The sequence below is a fragment of the Macrococcus sp. DPC7161 genome, assembly GCF_004117835.1.
GTDB lineage: Bacteria > Bacillota > Bacilli > Staphylococcales > Staphylococcaceae > SDSC01.
In genome coordinates this window covers 63,451-84,946 of sequence record NZ_SDSC01000002.1, presented here as the reverse complement: position 1 = coordinate 84,946, position 21,496 = coordinate 63,451, and the positions used below count along the sequence as shown (strand labels likewise).

20 protein-coding genes are annotated in these 21,496 nt (G+C 33.6%); 15 read left to right on the top strand and 5 right to left on the bottom strand.

The features are described from left to right. Window positions 1–58 precede the first annotated feature (58 nt). Window positions 59–1,396: a sodium-dependent transporter gene (locus ER639_RS04095; protein ID WP_129064498.1), complete on the bottom strand. Its 1,338-nt coding sequence runs from the start codon at window positions 1,394–1,396 to the stop codon at window positions 59–61. Window positions 1,397–1,724: 328 nt separating this feature from the next. Between ER639_RS04095 and ER639_RS04090 the strand changes: the two genes are divergently transcribed. Then, window positions 1,725–2,081: a hypothetical protein gene (locus ER639_RS04090; RefSeq protein ID WP_129064497.1), complete on the top strand. Its 357-nt coding sequence runs from the start codon at window positions 1,725–1,727 to the stop codon at window positions 2,079–2,081. 148 nt (window positions 2,082–2,229) lie between these two features. Here the strand turns inward: ER639_RS04090 and isaB are convergent, their stop codons facing one another. Continuing rightward, window positions 2,230–2,721: an immunodominant staphylococcal antigen IsaB family protein gene (isaB, locus tag ER639_RS04085; RefSeq protein WP_129064496.1), complete on the bottom strand. Its 492-nt coding sequence runs from the start codon at window positions 2,719–2,721 to the stop codon at window positions 2,230–2,232. A 299-nt stretch (window positions 2,722–3,020) separates the two neighbouring features. Then, the gene (locus ER639_RS04080) at window positions 3,021–3,875 is read right to left on the bottom strand and encodes an NAD-dependent epimerase/dehydratase family protein (protein ID WP_129064495.1); all 855 of its coding nucleotides are present in this window, start codon (window positions 3,873–3,875) and stop codon (window positions 3,021–3,023) included. A gap of 460 nt (window positions 3,876–4,335) precedes the next feature. Between ER639_RS04080 and ER639_RS04075 the strand changes: the two genes are divergently transcribed. Then, a complete protein-coding gene (locus tag ER639_RS04075) occupies window positions 4,336–5,850 on the top strand; it encodes a M4 family metallopeptidase (protein ID WP_129064494.1) in 1,515 nt (504 codons plus the stop codon). Window positions 5,851–6,005: 155 nt separating this feature from the next. Then, on the top strand, window positions 6,006–6,854 hold the full coding sequence (locus ER639_RS04070) for a helix-turn-helix domain-containing protein (protein WP_240663993.1): 849 nt from the start codon (window positions 6,006–6,008) through the stop codon (window positions 6,852–6,854). 179 nt (window positions 6,855–7,033) lie between these two features. On the opposite strand, the gene ER639_RS04065 is transcribed toward ER639_RS04070, so the two are convergent. After that, complete coding sequence (locus ER639_RS04065) at window positions 7,034–7,864, bottom strand: YitT family protein (protein ID WP_129064492.1); 831 nt, start codon at window positions 7,862–7,864, stop codon at window positions 7,034–7,036. 204 nt (window positions 7,865–8,068) lie between these two features. Between ER639_RS04065 and ER639_RS04060 the strand changes: the two genes are divergently transcribed. The 6 genes from ER639_RS04060 (at window position 8,069) to ER639_RS04035 (ending at window position 14,273) form a co-directional block, all read left to right on the top strand. Next, window positions 8,069–8,365, top strand: a complete 297-nt coding sequence (locus ER639_RS04060) for a HesB/YadR/YfhF family protein (RefSeq protein ID WP_368665658.1) — start codon at window positions 8,069–8,071, stop codon at window positions 8,363–8,365. A gap of 323 nt (window positions 8,366–8,688) precedes the next feature. Continuing rightward, window positions 8,689–9,930, top strand: coding sequence for an arginine deiminase (gene arcA / locus ER639_RS04055; RefSeq protein ID WP_129064491.1), 1,242 nt, complete (start codon window positions 8,689–8,691; stop codon window positions 9,928–9,930). A 99-nt stretch (window positions 9,931–10,029) separates the two neighbouring features. Continuing rightward, window positions 10,030–11,049, top strand: coding sequence for an ornithine carbamoyltransferase (gene argF, locus ER639_RS04050; protein WP_129064490.1), 1,020 nt, complete (start codon window positions 10,030–10,032; stop codon window positions 11,047–11,049). 69 nt (window positions 11,050–11,118) lie between these two features. Then, window positions 11,119–12,549, top strand: coding sequence for an arginine-ornithine antiporter (gene arcD / locus ER639_RS04045; RefSeq protein ID WP_483306224.1), 1,431 nt, complete (start codon window positions 11,119–11,121; stop codon window positions 12,547–12,549). Between the two features lie 74 nt (window positions 12,550–12,623). After that, window positions 12,624–13,568 carry a carbamate kinase gene (gene arcC, locus ER639_RS04040; protein ID WP_129064488.1) on the top strand — a complete coding sequence of 315 codons (945 nt, stop codon included), beginning with the start codon at window positions 12,624–12,626 and terminating at the stop codon, window positions 13,566–13,568. 9 nt (window positions 13,569–13,577) lie between these two features. After that, window positions 13,578–14,273 carry a Crp/Fnr family transcriptional regulator gene (locus ER639_RS04035; RefSeq protein ID WP_129064487.1) on the top strand — a complete coding sequence of 232 codons (696 nt, stop codon included), beginning with the start codon at window positions 13,578–13,580 and terminating at the stop codon, window positions 14,271–14,273. Window positions 14,274–14,392: 119 nt separating this feature from the next. Here ER639_RS04035 and ER639_RS04030 read toward each other — a convergent pair whose 3' ends face one another. Beyond that, window positions 14,393–15,511, bottom strand: a complete 1,119-nt coding sequence (locus ER639_RS04030) for an FAD/NAD(P)-binding protein (protein ID WP_129064486.1) — start codon at window positions 15,509–15,511, stop codon at window positions 14,393–14,395. A gap of 186 nt (window positions 15,512–15,697) precedes the next feature. Here ER639_RS04030 and ER639_RS04025 point away from each other — a divergent pair, with 186 nt between their 5' ends. The 6 genes from ER639_RS04025 to ER639_RS04000 all read left to right on the top strand — a co-directional run bounded on the left by ER639_RS04025 (window position 15,698) and on the right by ER639_RS04000 (window position 21,379). After that, window positions 15,698–16,000, top strand: coding sequence for a hypothetical protein (locus ER639_RS04025; protein WP_129064485.1), 303 nt, complete (start codon window positions 15,698–15,700; stop codon window positions 15,998–16,000). After that, the gene (yidC, locus tag ER639_RS04020; RefSeq protein ID WP_240663989.1) at window positions 15,997–16,815 is read left to right on the top strand and encodes a membrane protein insertase YidC; all 819 of its coding nucleotides are present in this window, start codon (window positions 15,997–15,999) and stop codon (window positions 16,813–16,815) included. The genes ER639_RS04025 and yidC overlap by 4 nt, the downstream gene beginning before the upstream one ends. Before the next feature lie 203 nt (window positions 16,816–17,018). Then, window positions 17,019–18,596 carry an alanine/glycine:cation symporter family protein gene (locus tag ER639_RS04015; RefSeq protein ID WP_129064484.1) on the top strand — a complete coding sequence of 526 codons (1,578 nt, stop codon included), beginning with the start codon at window positions 17,019–17,021 and terminating at the stop codon, window positions 18,594–18,596. Window positions 18,597–18,690: 94 nt separating this feature from the next. Next, complete coding sequence (locus ER639_RS04010) at window positions 18,691–19,416, top strand: alpha/beta hydrolase (RefSeq protein WP_129064483.1); 726 nt, start codon at window positions 18,691–18,693, stop codon at window positions 19,414–19,416. Continuing rightward, a complete protein-coding gene (locus ER639_RS04005; RefSeq protein WP_129064482.1) occupies window positions 19,416–20,123 on the top strand; it encodes a DNA alkylation repair protein in 708 nt (235 codons plus the stop codon). The genes ER639_RS04010 and ER639_RS04005 overlap by 1 nt, the downstream gene beginning before the upstream one ends. Before the next feature lie 113 nt (window positions 20,124–20,236). After that, window positions 20,237–21,379, top strand: coding sequence for an MFS transporter (locus tag ER639_RS04000; protein ID WP_164993355.1), 1,143 nt, complete (start codon window positions 20,237–20,239; stop codon window positions 21,377–21,379). Window positions 21,380–21,496 lie beyond the last annotated feature (117 nt).

Sequence of the window (21,496 nt, the reverse complement as noted above, 5' to 3'; positions counted from 1 at the left end):
CCTAGGCTATGATGTCCTAGACGTATTGTTGTATGGAATTAATGTAGATCATCAATCATTATTTAATTAAAGAATTGATAAATACAATCACAATGACGATTGGAATGAAGTATTTTAACAAGAAGATCCACAATTTAAATAGTTTTTCTTGGTAGGGTTGTTTCACGAATTGTTCGTATTGTACGTGTTTATCTAATACATAGCCAGAGAATATCGCGAAGCATAATGCACCGATTGGTAACATGATATTTGATACTAAGAAGTCCATGTTATCAAAGAATGTTCCTTTTAAGAATTTCATCGATGCCATTGGTCCAAATGATAATGCTGATGGAATACTTACGATAAATAAAGCGATAGATACGAGTAGGACAGCCATTTTACGTTTCTCGTTCTTTTGTTTTGTGAAGTTAGAAACATTTATCTCAACTAAGTTGATTGAAGATGTAATGGTTGCAAAGAAAAACAATAATAAAAATATCAAGTAAAATAAATTGCCTAAAGGTAAGTGATCAAATACGTATGGTAATACGATAAATAATAATCCAGGGCCTTGTTCGTTTGCGATGCCTAATGATGCTGTTGCTGGGAATATTGCAAGACCGGCTAACAATGTTACTAAAATATTTAAACCAGCGATTGTGCCTGATGATGCAACTAAATCTGTTTTCTTACTAATATAACTTGCATACGTTAACATGCCCCCAAACCCAACTGATAATGAGAAGAATGATTGGCCTAATGCAAATAATATACTTTCTTGATTCAATTTTGAAAAGTCCGGTTGTAAGAAATATCGAACACCTTCTATTGCATTTGGTAATGTTAATGATCTAACAATGATAATCATAAAGAATATAAATAAGAGTGGCATCATTATTTTTGATGCTTTTTCAATACCGCCTTCAATGCCTTTGATAACGATAAATGCTGTAAGTGCAATAAAGCATAATGCACCTAATATTGTGTTTGTTGGATTAGAAATAATCGTACCAAATAATTGTGCATAGTCTTTCGTTGTCGCTCCAGTAATCATTACTTTGATCGTACGCATGATGTAAATTAAGATGAATCCACCAATGACACTATAAAAACTCATTAATAAAAATACACCTACATTACCAAAATGACCGATAATATTGTATTTCTTATTACCTGTTAAAACACCAAATGCACGTGTACTGTGTGTTTGACTTGCAGTCCCCATCACAAATTCACTTAATAATAAGGGTAGACCGATTAATACGGTAAATAAAATAAAGACAAATAAGAATGCAGCGCCACCGTTATCTGCCATTACATAAGGGAATTTCCACATGGCACCAAGACCTATTGCTGACCCTGCACTTGCAAGAATAAACCCTAACTTTGAATTCCATGATTGCTTTTGACTCATTGTAAATCACTCCTTTAATTTATTTCCAATAAAAAAGAGACCTATATACAATAGGTCTCCATTCAATAGAAAATAAAAAGAGACCTATAGTTAAAGGCCTCTAAACCGATAGAAGCCGTCATAGATACTTACATCTATAACGGACATAGAGTAAGTATTAAGACAGCTGCCACCAATTATTTAATTGTAAGTTTGCGTATGTCATAACACTTACTCCTTTTCTTTATTAGAATTGATATCATTCTAGCAGTGAAATTGTATTGTGTCAAATACATGATGTCACTTTTGCATGATATAATACATTTATCAAGATATAGGAAGTGACAAAATGACTTTAAAAACGGCATTAGATCAAGTGTTTCAGACTGAAGATAATCAATTGTTAGATGATGACGTGATTAATGGTCGTATGTTTGAAATCATTAGAAGATTATCATCTGATGAGGCGTATGCATTAATAGATGAAGCGGTACAATATTTATTGAATGCACAAGATAGCAATGTAATTTATCATACGATTCAACTGATTTCGAGTTTGTACGGTATTTCTGGTACGACGGAATTAACGGAGTTATTTGAAGCAAGACAATCATACATCGATCGCTATGTTGAACGTTACGGTGATAAAGCATGTAATGATGCGTTGAAGATGTTAAAACGTGATTTAAATATTGCTAAGATTTAGCGAAATAAATTATATTTTTCGTAATATCAGCGGAACAAAAGCAGCAACTACGATAAAGAACCTCACATTCATCCAAAATCAAAAAACGATTTTGATTCATGTGAGGTTTTTACTTGTTGCTGAGCGCTTTTGTCCCAGCCTCAACATATTAACGATTACCTAAGAAAACGTGTGATGCATATCCATCTTCTACTGAGAAGATGACATGTTTACCGTTAACGTTGTAATCGTATTGGTTTGTGAATTTAGTATATTTCATAGGATATTTACCATAAGCTTTTTTGACTGCTTTTAAAGGTAATGAGTGATTTAAATAAAAACTTACACTAAATGCTGTTTTTTTATGGTTATAAAAAGTGAAGTAATGGTCATGAATGAGTTTACCTTGCATTGTTTTCATTTTAACACCTTTTACTGATGCTAAATCCATTTTCACATTATTGAATGTTACATTGTTATGTTTTACAGCTGTAATGAAGGCATTTGATAACAAGAAGTTCGCTTGATTATCAATGCTGCCGTGGTAAACGTAATAAGGTTTAATCGCAGCTTCTGCTGTATTAGGTTGTGTCATTTGAGCGATTGTTAAACCACTTAATAGGATGTTCATTGATAAGAATACTTTAGCGAATTTTTTCATTGTTATGACCTCATTTCTTTGATGTCTCTACTATAAACCTTTTTTATTAACATTACAATAGTGTTACAAATGTTTCTTTATCATTTCTTAATTATTTCTTGTTTGTTACTCTCGATTTATAAATAAGGATAATATTCGTTGTTTAATACTGATTAAAATTGAATAAAAGATGTATATCTATTCGTTCGTGTCCTTCTGAAATAAACAAAAAAACGAGCTTTTATACTCGTTTTTGTCAGATTTATAGGTTTTAATATTGAATGTTTTACATTTCATTGTTATATCTTAAATTGAATTTATTATTTATTTTCAAAACCATCTTTCCAAGTAGGGTATTTTAAAGTACCTAATTGTTTTTTAAACTTCTCATTTGAAGCACCACGTTCATACGATTCAGCTTTCGTAACATTAATATCCGGTTTCTCTCCAAGCATTTCTGCATATTCATTTGCCCACTCATCATATTTAACTGGTGCATCGTCAACTACGTTATAAATACCTGGTTCAAAATTAATTGCATCTAGTGAAGCTTGTACCGCATCATCTAAGTGAATGAATGAGATGAATCCATCATGTACATGTAAAGTTCCATTGTAGAAGCGGTTATGAATCATACCATTTTTACCATACCACGTGCCTGGTCCATATAAATAGCCAAAGCGTAATATGACATGATCTGGTATGCGTTTTGTTTCTTTTTCTAACGCAACAACGCCATCTACGGTTGCTTTACGACTTGATTCTGTATTGTCTGTATCTAATGGTGTTTCTTCAGTTGCAAATCCCGGTCCGGGCGCATAAGTGAATGCTAAACTTTGTGCAATCATTTTAGAAACATTATTTTGTAATGCTGCATCTACTAAGTTTTTTGTACCTTCAATACGTACTTTAGCATTATCTTGCATATTAACTTTCTTTAAATCTGTGATTTGGTTAATCACAATGTCAGGTTGAAAGTCACTGATAGCTTGCATGACTTGTTGCTTATCTAAAATGTTACCAACATAACCCTTTACTCCAATGTCAGCTAACCGTTGCTTACCTGTTTCTGATGTCGTTAATCCTGCAACTTCATAATCCATTTGTACTAAACGTTCACATAAAGGATAACCAATTAAACCGGTTGCACCTGCAATAAATATTTTCTTTGTCATAATAACACTCCTAGTTGTTTGGCTTTAATAGTTATATATACCCATTAAAGTGAGGCATTACACAAATTAAGGAGCGAGTCGTTTATCATATATGAAAAAACATTGAGGTCGACATCATTTTTCTTTTTGTGCTGAATACTGTTATGTTCATGATTTGATAAGTGAGATAAAATTAATTAATTTCATATATGATAAAATTTCAGAATATTTAATTTTCTGGTGTATGATGATATCAATCATTGAAAAGGAGGAAACAATCATGAAATTAAAATTACAAAGATTAATGACTTTCGGCTTAGGAATTTTAATTGTTGTTACTTTAGATGATTCAATCTCAAACTTAGCGAACTTACGTTAATGATCAATAAAAATTAAGCATTCATATAGAGAGAAGTAATGCTTATTTTTTATACACTTTTTTAACAAAAACCAACCTTAAAAAGAGAAATGGAGTGTTTTTATGTCAAAGAAAGTTTTAGTACCATTAACATTATCGGCTGCATTACTAGCAACGTTAACACCAACGGATGAAACGTTTGCTAAGCAAAATGAATTCAAACAACAAAAATTTGAGCAAAAGGTTAATTCTAAAGCTGAAGCGAAAAGTGCTTTAAAGGAAGTTAAGGGATTAAAAAATTTATACAAGCATTATGAAGTTGTAAAAAGTCATAAAGATGATTTAGGTTTCACGCACTATACATTACAACCTAAGAAAAACGGTAAATTTGCGACAAATAAAGAAGTCAAAGTACACGTTAACAAAGCAGGTAAGGTTGTATTGGTAAATGGTGAAACAGATGCAAAAGAAGTTCAGCCAACAAATACTGTAACGCTTGATGAAAAATCGGCAGTTTCAAAAGCGTTTGAAGCGGTAAAAATTGATGAGAATAAAGCATCTAACTTAAAAGATAAAGTCGTTAAAAAAGCTAAAGTTGAAATCGATGGTAACAAAAATAAATACGTTTATAGTATTGAATTGATTACTGTAGCACCTAAAATTTCACATTACCAAGTCAAAATTGATGCAGAAACAGGCGATGTCGTTGAAAAGCTAAACTTATTGTCACATGCTGCAACAATAGGTACAGGTACGGGTGTATTAGGTGATACAAAAACAATTAATATTAACTCAATTACAGGTGGATATGCTTTAGAAGATTTAACGCATACAGGTAAATTATCTGCATACAGCTATAACGATTCAACAGGTCGTTATAATTTAATTACAGATACAGATCGTTATTTCACAGCATCTAATCAACGTGCGGGTGTAGATGCGAATTACTATGCTAAAAAAGCATATGATTATTTTAAAAATGTACACAACCGTGATTCATATGATAATTTAGGAAGCCCAATTTCATCAATTGTACATGTTAACTCGATTGATTATATCGACGATAACCGTAATAATGCGGCATGGATTGGTGATAAAATGATTTATGGTGACGGTGACGGACGCGTATTTACTTCGCTTGCAGGTGCAGATGATATTATTGCACATGAGTTAACGCATGGTGTAACACAAGAAACAGCTAACTTAGTTTACCGTGACCAATCAGGTGCTTTAAATGAAAGTATTTCTGATGTATTTGGCTACTTTGTAGATAGTGGCGATTTCTTAATGGGTGAAGACGTTTATACACCTGGTGTGTATGGTGACGCACTTCGCAGCATGAGCGATCCAACGAAATATGATCAACCAGCGCATATGCGTGACTATGTGTACACATCATCAGATAACGGTGGTGTGCATACGAACTCAGGTATCCCAAATAAAGCGGCTTACAATATCATCACTAAGATTGGTAAAGCCAAAGCAGAAAAAATTTATTACAGAGCTTTAACAAATTACTTAACATCTACATCTAACTTTGCAGATGCTAAAGAAGCATTCTCGCAAGCTGCATTCGACTTATATGGCGATGCAGTTGCTGACGATGTTTATGCAGCATGGACTGCAGTAGGTGTTTAAAACTCCCCCTTCATATACTTGAGCGCTTCGGCGCTCTTTTTTATTGCTACAGATTTATTATTTGAGTAATATAATTTGACCATGATTGTATTCGTAATTAATTCGGTTTATAGTTATGTATTATAGCGCTAAAAGGAGATGGTCAAGTGAAATATATGGGAGAGATTGTTAGAAACTTTAGAATATCCAGGGGACTGACGTTAAAAGAAGTCTGCTCAGAAAATTTCTCAGTGGCTCAGTTATCAAAGTTTGAGCGCGGTGATAGTGAAATAACGTTTAGTAAGCTATTAATCATATTAGAACGAATGAACATCTCTATGGAAGAATTTATGTTTTCGTTAAAGGACTTCGAATTAGGAGATTTAGAATTATTATTACAACAGTTAAATCAACATCATTTATCTCAAAATATAAGACAATTAGAACGCATGATAGAACATGAGGATAAATTATTTCATGAAACGCAAAATAAATACCACCACTTAAACAGTATTATGATAAAAGCTATGTTACAAGATGTAGATACAACATTTTGTGTGAATGAAACAGAAAAAGACATCATCACAGACTATTTACTTGGAACAGATGAATGGTGCTATTATGAAATGATTTTATTTGCAAACACCATTCATTTATTTAATACCAATATGTTAGTGATGTTATCAAAAGAAATGGTCACTAAAACGGTGTACTATAAAGAAATTGGTAAAAATCGAAAAATATTAATAAAAACATTGATTAATATTACTATCATTCTATTAGAGAGAAGAGCATTAGCAGAAAGTTTAAAGCTAATGAAACAAATTGAAAGATTGATTAATAAAGAAACATATTTATATGAAAAGAATGTTTTTATGTATGTGAAAGGCTTTTACTATTATCAAAAAGGGGATATTGAAACAGGTAAAAGCATGATGCAAGAAGCAATTCATATCTTTGAAGTATTAGAAAGTACAAACTTAGCAGAAAATTATAGAGAACATTATAAACAAATAACGGGATGAGGACGGGACAAAAGCGTTCAGCAACAAGTAAAAACCGAACATAAGCCAAAATCGTTCTTTGATTTTGAGTGATTGTGAGGTTGTTTACCGCAGTTGCTGCTTTTGTACCGCTGATAATACGAAAAAGGGTTGAGACAAATTATGCCTCAACCTTTTAGTTTACATATGTCCCATATATTTTATCGTTTCGCAAATTGTCCGTGTACTTCTGTTGTTTCATAAACGTTGATGAAGCAATTTGGATCGATTTCTTTTGCGATACGTACGGCGTCTTGTAGTTCATATCGCGTGAGTACCATCATAATCATCTGCCCAGGTTTGTTCGAATAGCCACCTTGTGTATCAACTATAGTCATGCCACGATAGATGTTTTCGATATAAGCTTGTTTAATGGCTTCTCCTTTTGTTGTAATGACGTTAATGGTTAATTTGATATGTGCGGTAAAGATGGTATCTATCGTTTTACCTGTAATATAAATTGAAAGTAATGTCATTAATGCAATATCCCAACCTAAAAAGAATCCTGAACACATTACGATAATACCGTTAAGGATGGTCATAATCAGTCCGATTGAAATATTGCTACGTTGACTGATTAGCATCGCAACGATATCCATGCCACCTGTTGTACCTGAATATTTTAAAATAATGCCTACACCTAACCCACAAAGTACCCCACCGAAGATGACGTCAACAATAGGTTCTTTAGATATTTGAACAACAGGTATAAGTGTTAAAAATAAACTGATGAACCCAACACTTAATATGGTATTGATCATGATGGAACGTTGTAATTTTAAAAATCCTAATATAACGAGTGGTAAATTCAGTAGTAAGTTAATGAGTCCTGTATCTATTGAGAACAGGATATGAAAGAGTAAAGCTAAACCGCTGATGCCACTACTTAACACACCATGAGGGATTAAAAAGAAATTAAAGCTTATGGCTGTGACTAATGAACCGATGATAGTAATAACAAGTTTGAATAGTGCATGATCTTGAAGTTTCATAGTTTCTCCTTTACGCGTGAAATGATACCTAATTGATTAAATTATAGCAATTACATGTGTGTTCGGATATATTCCGTTCATATCTCGAAATATTTTGATAACTTAATAATGGTATAGAAGTTAAATCATCATGTGTGCAAGTGTACCTGAATTTGATTTATAATAAGAATATATCGATATATCGTTATCAGGAGGAAGTAAATTATGATTAAAATTAATATCAGCGAAGATGCTTTAAAATGGTTCAAAGATGAAGTTGAATTAGGTGAGGGTAGTAAAGTACGTTTCTTCTCCCAAATCTATGGTACGAGTAAGATTCGCGAAAATTTTTCATTGGCATTTACAATTGATCCTGATGATGAAGAAGCAGCTTCAAGTGTTACAGTGGAGGGTATTACGTTCTATGTGAATGAATCGGATTTATGGTTCTTTGATGGACATGATTTATTTGTATTATATGATGAGAAGTTAGATGAAGTGACATACGATTATAAGAAATAATTGAATAAACTGCATAAGCAATTTTGATAAAGATGATATCTCTAAGGAGGTATCATCTTTTTTTATTTGATATTAGTTGGAACCCTGATATATCAAGGCTTTTTTTGATGATATGAGCATTGCTTTATTATGCTAATAGTATAAAAAATACACGCATAAACATTAATATTCAAAACTTTGCATAACAATACAAGAAAGTGTAAAATGTACTATTTTTTCTGTGAAATTTCTCACAAAAATTATGTGCATCTCGCCATGATACAAAAATGGAAGCGCTTTTATAATAAAGACATAAGGAACAAACAATAAGGGAGGAAACAAAAATGGTAAAACGTACAATCAATGTCACAAGTGAGATCGGAAAACTTAAAACAGTCTTATTAAAACGTCCTGGCAAAGAGTTAGAAAACTTAACTCCAGACTATTTAGGTGGTTTATTATTCGATGATATTCCGTACTTACCAGTGGCACAAAAAGAACATGATCAATTTGCACAAATCTTAAGGGATGAAGGAGTAGAGGTCCTTTATTTAGAAGATTTGATGACTGAAACAATTGCAGATGAAAAAATTCGTCGTCAATTTATCGATCAAATCTTAGAGGAATCTCAAAAAACAACTTTAGGTCACGAAGAAGAGTTAAAAGAATACTTTGCTAAACTTTCAAACAAAGAACTTGTTGAAAAAGTAATGGCAGGTGTTCGTAAAGATGAAATTCGAGCAAAAGGTAATCGTTTAGTAGAATTAATGGATGACCGTTATCCATTCTACTTAGACCCAATGCCTAACCTTTACTTTACACGTGACCCACATGCAAGTATTGGTAATGGTGTAACAATCAACAGAATGTTCTGGAGAGCACGTCGTCGTGAATCAATGTTTATGGATTACATTATTAAATACCATCCAGACTTCAAAGATTCAGAAATTCCTGTTTGGTTAGACCGTGATTGCCCATTCAACATTGAAGGTGGAGATGAACTTGTATTAAGTAAAGAAGTATTAGCAATTGGTGTTTCAGAACGTACTTCTGCACAAGCGATTGAAAAATTAGCACGTTCATTATTTGATGATCCAAATCATGCATTCAAAAAAGTCGTTGCTGTAGAAATTCCAGTATCAAGAACTTTCATGCACTTAGATACAGTATTCACAATGATCGACTATGATAAATTTACAATTCATGCTGGTATTCAGAAAAAAGATGGTCAAATCAACTGCTACATTTTAGAACAAGATGAAAACAACAAAAAAGAAGTTAAAATTACACATCGCACTAACTTAAAAGAAACTTTAGAAGAAGTATTAGGTATTCCTGAAATTGAATTCATTCCATGTGGTGGAGGAGATCCTATCATCTCAGCGCGTGAACAATGGAATGACGGTTCTAACACATTATGTATCGCACCTGGTGTTGTTATTACATACGATCGAAACTATGTATCTAACCAATTACTTCGTGATAAAGGTATTCGTGTAATAGAACTTACAGGTAGTGAACTTGTTCGTGGAAGAGGGGGCCCACGTTGCATGAGCCAACCATTATTCCGTGAAGACTTAGAATAATAAATTCAATGTTTGGGGCAAAAGCCCCAAACATTCAATAAAGATACGAAGAAAAACTTGAACAACACATATTCATACAAAAGTATTGGAGGAATTAACATGTTAACTGGAAAATTATTAAGAAAAGATTTATATGGACGTAACTTCTTAAAAGAAATTGATTTCACACATGATGAATTTTTATACTTCATTGAACTTGCTGAAACGTTAAAAGACATGAAGAAAAAAGGTATTCCACATCGTTATATGGAAGGTAAAAACATCGCTTTATTATTTGAAAAAGCATCAACTCGTACACGTTGTGCATTTACAGTAGCAGCAATTGATTTAGGTGCACATCCAGAATACTTAGGTAAAGATGATATTCAATTAGGTAAAAAAGAATCTGTTGAAGATACAGCGAAAGTATTAGGACGTATGTTTGATGGTATTGAGTTCCGTGGCTTCTCTCAAGATGCTGTTGAACAATTGGGTGAATTTGCTGGCGTTCCTGTATGGAATGGTTTAACTGACAAATGGCATCCAACTCAAATGCTAGCTGACTTCTTAACTGTAAAAGAAAAATTCGGCAAATTAGAAGGCATTACATTTACTTATGTTGGGGATGGCCGCAACAATGTAGCGAATTCAATTATGATTGCAGGTGCTGAACTTGGTGTTAACGTTCGTATTTGCTCACCAAAATCTTTATTCCCAGACCAAGAAATTATTGATCTTGCAAAACAACGTTGTGAATTAGATGGTGGTACTTTAATGATTACTGATAATGTTGAAGAAGCGGTGAAAGGTACAGATGTTATCTACACTGACGTATGGGTATCAATGGGTGAAGAAGATAAATTTAAAGAAAGAATTGAATTATTAACACCATATCAAGTGAACATGGACATGATTAAAATGACTGGCAATGATGATGTATTATTCTTACACTGCTTACCAGCATTCCATGACACAGAAACAATTTATGGTAAAGACATTAAAGAAAAATATGGATTAGACGCAATGGAAGTAACAGACGAAGTATTCAGAAGCAAACATTCAAGAGTATTCGATCAAGCAGAAAACAGAATGCACACAATTAAAGCGGTAATGGCAGCATTATGTGGCGTAGAGAAATAATGTTTTAGAGATTCCCTGTAAAGGAAGCATACGCTTCCTTTACGCCACATGTGCCTTAATAAGGAGGGAATGATCATGGAAGAACATGCAAGTAAAAAGTTAGGACTATTCGCACTGATTGCGATGGTAATCGGGTCAATGATTGGTGGAGGCGCATTTAACCTAATCAGTGACATGGGTAGCAGTGCAGGTGGCTTAGCGATTATTATTGGGTGGATTATCACTGGTATTGGGATGATCGCACTCGGATTTAGTTTCCAAAACTTAACGACTATGGAACCGGATTTGGATGGTGGTATCTTTAACTACGCTAAAGAAGGTTTCGGAGATTATATGGGATTTAACTCTGCGTGGGGTTATTGGGTAAGCGCATTTTTAGGAAACGTCGCTTACGGTACATTATTAATGACTTCAGTAGGTGTATTTATTCCAACGTTTAAAGGTGGTAACAATATTCCAAGTATTATTGTTGCATCAATATTACTATGGGGTGTACATTTCTTAATTTTACGTGGGGTACAAAGCGCAACATTTATTAATACGGTTGTTACAATTGCAAAAATGATTCCAATCTTTGTATTCATCGTATTATTAGTAGTTTCATTTAACTTTGATACATTTATGGCTGGTTTCTATGGCATGACTAAAGGTGTATCAAATGGCTTTGACTTTGGTAATGTAATGAGCCAAGTTAAAAGTACAATGTTAGTAACATTATGGGTATTCATTGGTATTGAGGGCGCAGTAGTCTTCTCAAGTCGTGCAAAAAAACGTAGTGATGTAGGTAAAGCAACAGTATTAGGATTAATCAGTGTATTGATTGTTTATATGTTAATCACTATTTTAGCGCAAGGTGTGATTGAACAAGGTAAAATTGCTGATCTTGCAAATCCTTCAATGGGTACTGTAATGGCAGCAATTGTTGGTAAATGGGGTGCATACTTCATTAATATCGGTTTAATTATCTCTGTATTAGGTGCATGGCTAGGTTGGACTTTACTTGCTGGTGAAGTGCCTTACTTAGCAGCGAAAGATAATTTATTCCCTGAATGGTTTGCTAAAGAAAATGAAAACCATGCGCCAGTAAATTCATTATTAATTACTAATATCTTAGTACAACTATTCTTCTTAACTTTAATCTTTACTGATAAAGCCTATAACTTTGCATTCAGTTTAGCATCTTCAGCAATCTTGATTCCATATGCATTCAGTGCGTTTTATCAAGTGAAATACTCTGCTGAACATAAACTCGGAGGCAAACAATTATTCATCGGTATCATTGCAAGTATTTATAGTGTTTGGTTAGTATATGCAGCTGGATTAGAGTACTTATTATTAACAATGATTCTTTATTTCCCAGGAATTATGGTGTACCAAAAAGTCCAAAAAGCGAACAACAAACCAATTACGAGCACAGATAAAATATTATTTGTTGGTTTAACAATATTAGCAATCATCGGTGTTTACTTTATGGTTAGTGGTAAAATTACAGTATTTTAAAGCATCCAAGGAAATAAAAATATAATTAGCTGAGGCGAAAGCCTCAGCTCACATGTTTAAAGGAGGTAAATACAATGATTAATAAACGTGTCGTGATTGCATTAGGCGGTAATGCGATTCAAACTGGAGAAGGTACTAGTGTTGCACAGCAACATGCGATTGAGGATACAGTGAGTGAATTAGAAAAATTCGTGATGAATGATGTTGAAGTCATCATTTCTCATGGTAACGGACCACAAGTTGGTGCCATGTTAATTCAACAAAAAGAAAGTGACTCTGAACGTACACCAGCAATGCCATTAGATGTATGTGGTGCGATGAGCCAAGGTATGATTGGCTATTGGTTCCAAAACGCAGTATCAAAAATGTTAGATCACTGTCATTTAGAACGTAATGTAGCAACAATTTTAACGCGTGTAGAAGTTGATCCAAATGATGAAGCTTTCCAAAATCCAACTAAACCTGTTGGACCATTCTATACAGAAGAAGAAGCTAAAAAAGAAATGGAAAGTAATCCAGGTGTGACATTTAAAGAAGATGCCGGACGTGGTTGGCGCAAAGTCGTTGCAAGTCCACATCCAATCAATATCATCGAAGCACCGATTATTAATGACTTAGTAGACCACGGCAACATTACAATTTCTTGTGGTGGTGGCGGTGTGCCTGTTGTTCGTTTAGAAGAAGGTTATCGTGGTGTAGAAGCAGTTATTGATAAAGACTTTGCAAGTGAAAAATTGGCAGAATTAGTGAATGCTGATATACTTTTGATATTAACAGCAGTAGATCATGTATATATTAACTTTAACAAGCCAGATCAAAAAATGTTAGAACGTGCAACAGCATCAGAATTAGAACAATACATTAAAGAAGGTCAATTTGCAAAAGGCAGCATGTTACCAAAAATAGAAGCAGCATTAGAGTTTGTTAATAGTGGCGAGGATAAAAAAGTCATTATTACCGATTTAAAAAATGCTTACCGTGCGTTTGAAGGAACTGCAGGTACATTAATTACTAAATAGGAGACCGTCATGATATTAAGTGCTAAAAGCAATTCGCCGTTATTTGAATATAAAGTAAAGCAGTTTGCAGATTTCATTAAAGCAGAGCGCGCAGAAATCGAAGAAATTAAACATTACTTGTATTATAAAGATGTCCCTAAAGGTCAGATCCTCTATCAGCAAGGAGAGCCGTCTGATAAATTATTTATGCTATTACATGGCTATTTAATGTTAGAATCGACAAATGCTGGAGGAAATGAAATGGATGTTTTCACACATCGCCCTCAAATATTACCTTTATCTTCTTTATTTGTACAAGGAGAATATCGACAAACAGCTGTAGCAATGCATGAAACACAAGTGCTTTATTTTCAAAAAGAGGCGTTAGAATATTTAGCGAATAAATATCACCACATCATGATTCATTTATTTAAAGAAATGAGTCGTGTGATGGAGTCTGAAGATAATCGAATGATATTGTATGCAAGTCGTTCGATTGAAGAAAAGGTAATCCAGTTGTTGCTGTATTTAGGTAAAGAAATTGGACATGAACATGACTTATATTATCGTGTACGTAATGTAATTAACGTAACACAATTAAGCCGTATGGCATGCATTTCAAGAGAATCAATGAGTAATCAAATTAATAAATTAAAACGTGCGGAACTATTAAATATTGATGGAGATCACTTAGTCATTATGAAAGAAATGATTGAGAGATTATAAAGTTTCGTGTGAAACGTAAGTGTTGGAACATCAGTTTTCAACATAAACAAAAATAAAGAACCAATAAATCACTTTTGATTTATTGGTTCTTTATTTTTTTCTTTTTCTAGTTTAATTTTCTATGCAATAGATGCAGCAATGATTTGAGATGCTTTTCTACCACCAATGATGTTGCGTGACATTGGACCAAGTTCAAGCTCAGCAAGTGGTCCCGCAACAAATACATTGTCGAACCATTCTAAAGTAGGCTCAACAATTGGATAGCCACATGGTGCGATGTTTGGATTAAAATGCTCGATGATTTGTTTTAAAAATGGGTCATCTGTAAGTTGTTTAGAACATCCTGTTGTTAATGCGATTTTATTGTAAGAGATATTTTTGTTTGTTGTTTGAATAGATGATTCATTGACTGATTGAATGTCGTCTTTAATAATCGTAAGTAAATTATTTTGTTGTAAATGTAATAGTGATTGTTTTAAATGCATTGGCATTGAGCCACTATGACGTGCCTCAGTAATGATTTGACGTCGTTCTTTATAGTCTTTCGCATTTTTTAATAGTGGCGCATTTTTAGGGCCTAACCATCCACCGTCAGCATCTAATTCATGTACACGAATATCGTGACGCATAATCAATGTAACAGGGTGTGTTTTTGTCAGTTTACGTACAGTATGTGCTGCTGTTATACCGCCACCAATAACAACATCGATTGAATGGTCTAATGGTTGATTATAATCAAAAACATGTGTAAATCTATTGTTATCAACATCTTGCATAAACTCAGGAATATGATGAACATGAATCATCCCTGTCGCTAGGATAACTTGCTCTGTTTTGTAAACACCATGTTCTCCTTGGATATGATAAATGTCGCCTGCTTTATGAAGTGCCATTGCTTTATCGTAGATATGACAATCTTCTAATTGATAAGATTTAATTTGATCATGTATATGCGTATTAAACATCTCAAGTTGAGGGCGTTTATAATAGCCACTGAAGCCTTGTGCATATTGGTTAAGTTTCGCATATTGCTTTAAATGAAAAGGATTTGGATGTACGTGGTGTACACTCGTTGAACGTAAATATTCCATTTCAATTTTATTCGTAATCGACATCCATTGATGACAATATGGATTTGGGTCGATAATACGTAGCGTTTTTGTCGTCGCGACTTTTTCATCTATTAACTTTAAGGCTATTGTGACACCTTGAATGCCACCGCCGATAATTGTAATCATACTATTTCCTCCACGCTAGATTTATTTTTTCCAATAAACTGTATTGTTATAAATCAATATTATAATACTTATGTCACCAAAACGTAAATATTACGATTTGAATAATGGAGAAATAGCAATAAATGTTATGCATTTCATATCATTTTATATTATGATAGTGAGGTTAATTGATAAGGAGGTGAGCGTATGATGGATTGGTTGTTAAGTGTATTAAGTGATGAATGGTTTGTAATGTATATTGCATTTAGAATGTTGCATTATTTACCGATAGTGATGACTTTGATTTATATATATATGCATATTAAGACAACGGTAAAGGTTCAAAAGTATACAAGGTCTACAAAGCAAAAACATCAAAAAGCACCGATCATATTGAGAGACGCTCCGCTCTTAAAGTGGCGTCGCCAAGCGCTGCCCAAACTATCTGATGAAACCCATCGTCCTAGTTTCTTAAATATAAAAAAATTACAAATGGAGGACGTAAAGTGAAAAAGTATTTATTAGGATTATTAGTTGTATTGCCATTATTTTTAGGAGGATGTGGGCCACAAGATAATGGTTTATTTCATAAAACATTAGTAGAACCGTTTATCGCAATGATTAAATTTTTTGCAGGATTTTTTGGTAATAGCTATGGTATGGGATTAATTATTGTGACATTAATTGTACGTTTTGTCGTAATGCCATTCATGTTCTATTCATTCAAAAAGCAAAAGAAAACACAAGTAAAAATGAAATTGATTCGACCAGAAATGGATGCAATCAATAAGAAAATTAAATCTGCAACAACTCAAGAAGAAAAGACACAATATACTCAAGAAATGATGCAATTGTATAGAAAGCATGATGTAAGTCCAGTGAATATGGGATGTTTACCAATACTGATTCAAATGCCAATTTTAATGGCATTGTATTTTGCAATATCACATAATCCAGAACTTGCGAGTCAAAATTTCCTGTGGTTTAACTTAGGAACGAAAGATTTAACGATGACGATTATTGCTGGGGCAATGTACTTAGTGCAATCACTATTATCATTAAAATATATGCCAGCACCTGATGAAAACGACAGTGATATGGCAAAACAAATGAATAGTCAAATGAAAATGATGGTATTTTTAAGTCCAGCAATGATTTTATTTGCAGGATTAAACATGCCTGCTGCATTGCCATTATATTGGGCTGTAGGTGCGGTCGTATTGATCTTACAGCAATATTTATCAAATAGATATTTCAACTATCATGAAGATGAATTAAAACATGAAGTTGAAGAAGAAGAAGCAAAATTAGAACAAACTAAATAGTACATAAGGTTAATAAGGATGAAGCATTTCATGATGCTTCGTCTTTTTGTTTTTTATTATGTTATTCATTGTAAAAAAATCTTATCTATTATAAATAATCAGAATAATTAGAAAACTCCTTGAAAAAACGCTTTTGAATATATATAATAAAAAAAGGTTTAATATTCAAATGATATTCAAAAAATATGCAAAGGGGTATGTATATGGAAGGGATTGTGAGTTTCTTAAATGAAATTGTTTGGAGTAAACCACTTGTTTACGGTTTACTACTGACGGGTATCTTTTTTTCTTTGATGATGCGCTTTTTCCAAGTACGTCATATCGTTGAAATGATTCGTTTGATGTTTCAAGGGGAGAAATCACCAACGGGTATTTCGAGTTTCCAAGCAATTGCATTATCTTTAGCTGGTCGTGTTGGTACAGGTAACATCGTCGGTGTATCAACAGCAATTTTCTTAGGGGGACCAGGTGCAGTATTTTGGATGTGGATGACTGCATTTTTAGGTGCAAGTTCAGCATTTCTTGAATCAACACTTGCACAAATTTATAAGCGTGAAGAAAATGGTGAATATCGTGGGGGTCCAGCTTACTATATCGAGCAAGGTATCAAAGGTGGATTTGGACGCATTTACGCCATTGCGTTTGCGATTATTGCAGTTGTTTCAACGGCGTTATTATTACCAGGGGTACAAGCAAATGCGATTTCTAGTTCAATGAAAAACGCATTTGGTGTTAATCAATGGGTAATCGCAATTATTTTAGCTGTGATTTTAGGTTTAATTATTTTTGGTGGCGTAAAATGGATTGCAAATGTTGCGACAGCAGTCGTACCATTTATGGCAATGGTTTATATTGGTATGGCACTTTTCATTATTGTTTTAAATATTGATAAAGTACCTGGATTATTTGTATTAATCTTTAAATCAGCGTTTAACATGGAATCAGCATTTGGCGGTATTTTTGGTGCGATGATTGAAATTGGTGTAAAACGTGGATTATACTCTAACGAAGCAGGTCAAGGTACAGGACCACACCCTGCAGCAGCTGCAGAAGTTTCTCATCCGACGAAACAAGGTTTAGTACAAGCTTTCTCTGTTTATGTCGATACGTTATTTGTATGTTCAGCTACAGCTTTAATTATTTTATTATCAGGAACATTTAATACAACTGACGGTACGACAAATAAAGATGGCACACCTCATTTAATTCATGACGGTGGTATTTATGTTGAAGCGGTAGATGGTTCGAAAGATGTTTCAGGAACAGCAATGTATGTTCAAGCAGGTATTGATAAAGTGTTACATGGTAGTGGCTATAAATTTGATCCTTCATATTCAGGATTTGGTTCATACTTTGTAGCGGTTGCTTTATTCTTCTTTGCCTTTACGACAATTTTAGCTTACGCATATATTGCAGAAACGAATATTTCTTATTTAACACGTAGTAAAAAAGCAAGTGTTACAAAACTTTGGATGAATATTACAAGGTTCTTGTTAATAGTAGCGGCTGTTTATGGTGCGGTTAAAACAGCTGATGTTGCTTGGGCGATGGGTGATTTAGGTGTAGGTACGATGGCATGGCTTAACGTCATAGCGATTTGGATTCTACATAAACCTGCAATTAAAGCCTTGAAAGACTTTGAAAGACAGAAAAAAGAAAAAGGATCAGGAAAATATGCTGTATATCATCCAGATCCGAAAGAAGTACCGAATGCAACGTTCTGGTTAGTAGATTATCCAAAACGTTTGAAAGAAGCACATTTTGATGAAAGTCAACATTAGAAAATAATAAATGATTGTTAGGAACTGGGCAAAATTGTCCAGTTCTTTTTTTCATATTTGATATACTAAAATAAATAGAATATCGGAGGCAAATATGAAGATAAAATCACCTAAACCTATCGTGTTAGAAGGGAATAAGCATGCGGTATTGTTATTGCATTCATTCACCGGCACAGTTCGTGATGTTAAAAGATTAGCAGAAGCTTTAAATGAAGTTGGATATACGGCAGTAGTGCCTTCATATCCTGGGCATGGTTTACCTATAGAGCAATTTATTCAATGTGATATAGATGATTGGTGGCAAACAGTTGAATCAACGTATTTAAAACTTGTCGAGACTTATGAAACTGTTGCTGTGATTGGTGTTTCATTAGGAGGATTATTTACTTTAAAACTGGCAGAAAAGTACCTAATCAAACGTACTGCTGTCATGAGTGTACCAATGAAGAAAGACTTAGACGGTTTGAAAATGCGTTTAGCACAATATGCTAGTAGAATGTATCAAACATTCGGTATGCAATTTGAAATGGCAGAACCGAATACTGGTCATATTGAAGCCTATACGGAAAGTATTCAAAAATTCATTTCGATGATTGATGACATTATGAGTCAACTTGATCAAATTCAAGGTGAAGTGATTGTGATGTATGGTGATAGAGATGATATTACATATAAAGAAAGTGCTGAATACATTCATCAGCACCTTAAAAAGAGTGTATTGCAAGCATATGAAAATAGTGGGCATTTAATGACACATGGTCAAGATAAGCAGGAAATTACACAAGAAATAATTCGTTTTTTAGGTGAGGGGGATAACTAATGGAATTTAAAGAAGTCATGGATAATCTTGAGGCATTAGGTAAAGAACGTACGAAAAAGATTTATATGTCAAATGGTGCAGTCGAGCCATTATTTGGTGTGACGACAGGTTCTATGAAGCCCATGCGTAAAGCCATTAAGAAAGACCAAGCTTTAGCAGAGCAATTATATGAGACAGGTAACTATGATGCGATGTATTTTGCAGGGGTGATTGCAGATCCTCAAGCAATGACAAAAGCAGATTTCAACCGTTGGATGGACCAAGCTTATTTCTATATGATTTCTGACTATGTCGTAGCGGTGACACTCTCAGAATCTGATATTGCACAAGAAGTGGCAGATGAATGGCTAGATCATCAAGAAGCATTGCATCGTTCAGGTGGTTGGTGTACATATACTTGGTTATTAGGCCATCGAAAAGACGACTACTTCGATAAAAACAAAATTATGTCTTTAATGCATCGTGCAAAACAAGAAATAAATGATGCACCAGAACGTGTCCAAATTGCGATTAAGAACTTTATTGTTGCAGTAGGTGTGTCTTATTTACCTTTACATGAAGAAGCCATACAGATTGCCCAGGAAATAGGTGTAATTGTAATAAGAAAAGATACAAAAAAACCAGGTCAACTTGATGCATTGAGTGAAATCAATAAAGCAGTTGAGAAAGATAGAATAGGCTTTAAACGTCGTTATGTTCGATGCTAATATTTACAAAATCAAAAAACACGTTATAATATTGTTGAATAGGTGACAATGAAAATTGTTGGCATTATGCAGCGCCTTCCATAATGGAAGGTGCTTATTTTTTTGGAGGGAACATGAATAAACAACTCATATTATTAGCAGTACTTACTTTTTTAGCAGGATTAACAGAACTTGTGTTATCAGGCATATTACCGTATATCGCTCAAGATTTTAATGTGTCAATACCAGTAGCAGGCAATTTGATTACGGTATTTGCAATCTGTTTTGCAATTGCTGGACCGATTATTATGGCTTATACAGCACATATGCAAAAGAAAAAGTTGTTAATAGGCTTTATCATTTTATTTATTATTGGCAATTTAGCTAGTGCTTTTAGTACGCAATTTTGGATGTTAATGGCATCACGTATGTTACTAGCGGTTTGCGTATCTATGCTTATTGGATTTGGGTTATCACTAAGCGTCCGTGTAGTTGAGGAAAGTTATCAAACAAAAGCCATTAGTGTCATTATGATGAGTATCAGTGGTTCATTGGTACTAGGGATTCCACTTGGTATTTTAATTACAGAGTATTTTGGTTGGCAAATGATATTTATTGGTACAAGTATATTATCTGCTTTGATTCTCATATTGATTGTTCTGTTAATGCCAGAAATCTCGGGGATTAAAACGGCGTCATTTTTTAAACAATGGGGTGTGCTAAAAGACAAACGTATTTTTTATACACATATGACATCGTTTTTATTTTTTGTAGGTCAAAGTACATTTTATATGTATTTAACGCCTTATTTAAATCAAGTGGGCTACCAAGCGGGTACAGTGAGTTTATTGTATTTAACTTTTGGTGTGAGTGGTATATTGGGTAGTGCGCTAGGTAGTACTTTTGTAGAAAGATTAGGCATTCAAAAGACGATGATCAGCCTATTAACCATTTATGTATTTGTGATGTTATCTTTTATAGTGACACATCATATATTGATATTACTCGTTATTAGTATGATTGGATTTGGTATGTTAGGTTGGGCATTAAACGCACCAACACAAACACGTTTAATACTTATTAATAAAAATAGTGCAGGATTTAATCAAACCTTTAGCACATCATCTACTCAATTTGGTATGGCGTTAGGATCGATGATTGGTGGGATGATTATTGCCAGTGGAGTTTCTATACAAATGTTGACCATTGTTGGTGCAGCGATTGTATTTTTAGCTTTAATTGCGATTATCTATTCTTTTAAAAATAGTGAAATATAAAAATGTATGGAAAAGTGGTATTGTAAAGGATAATTTACAAAATATTCGTGAAAAAATAATAATCGTCCTTTACAATATATTAGTGAATAATGGAATTAAAGAGAGTATAAGTAAGCA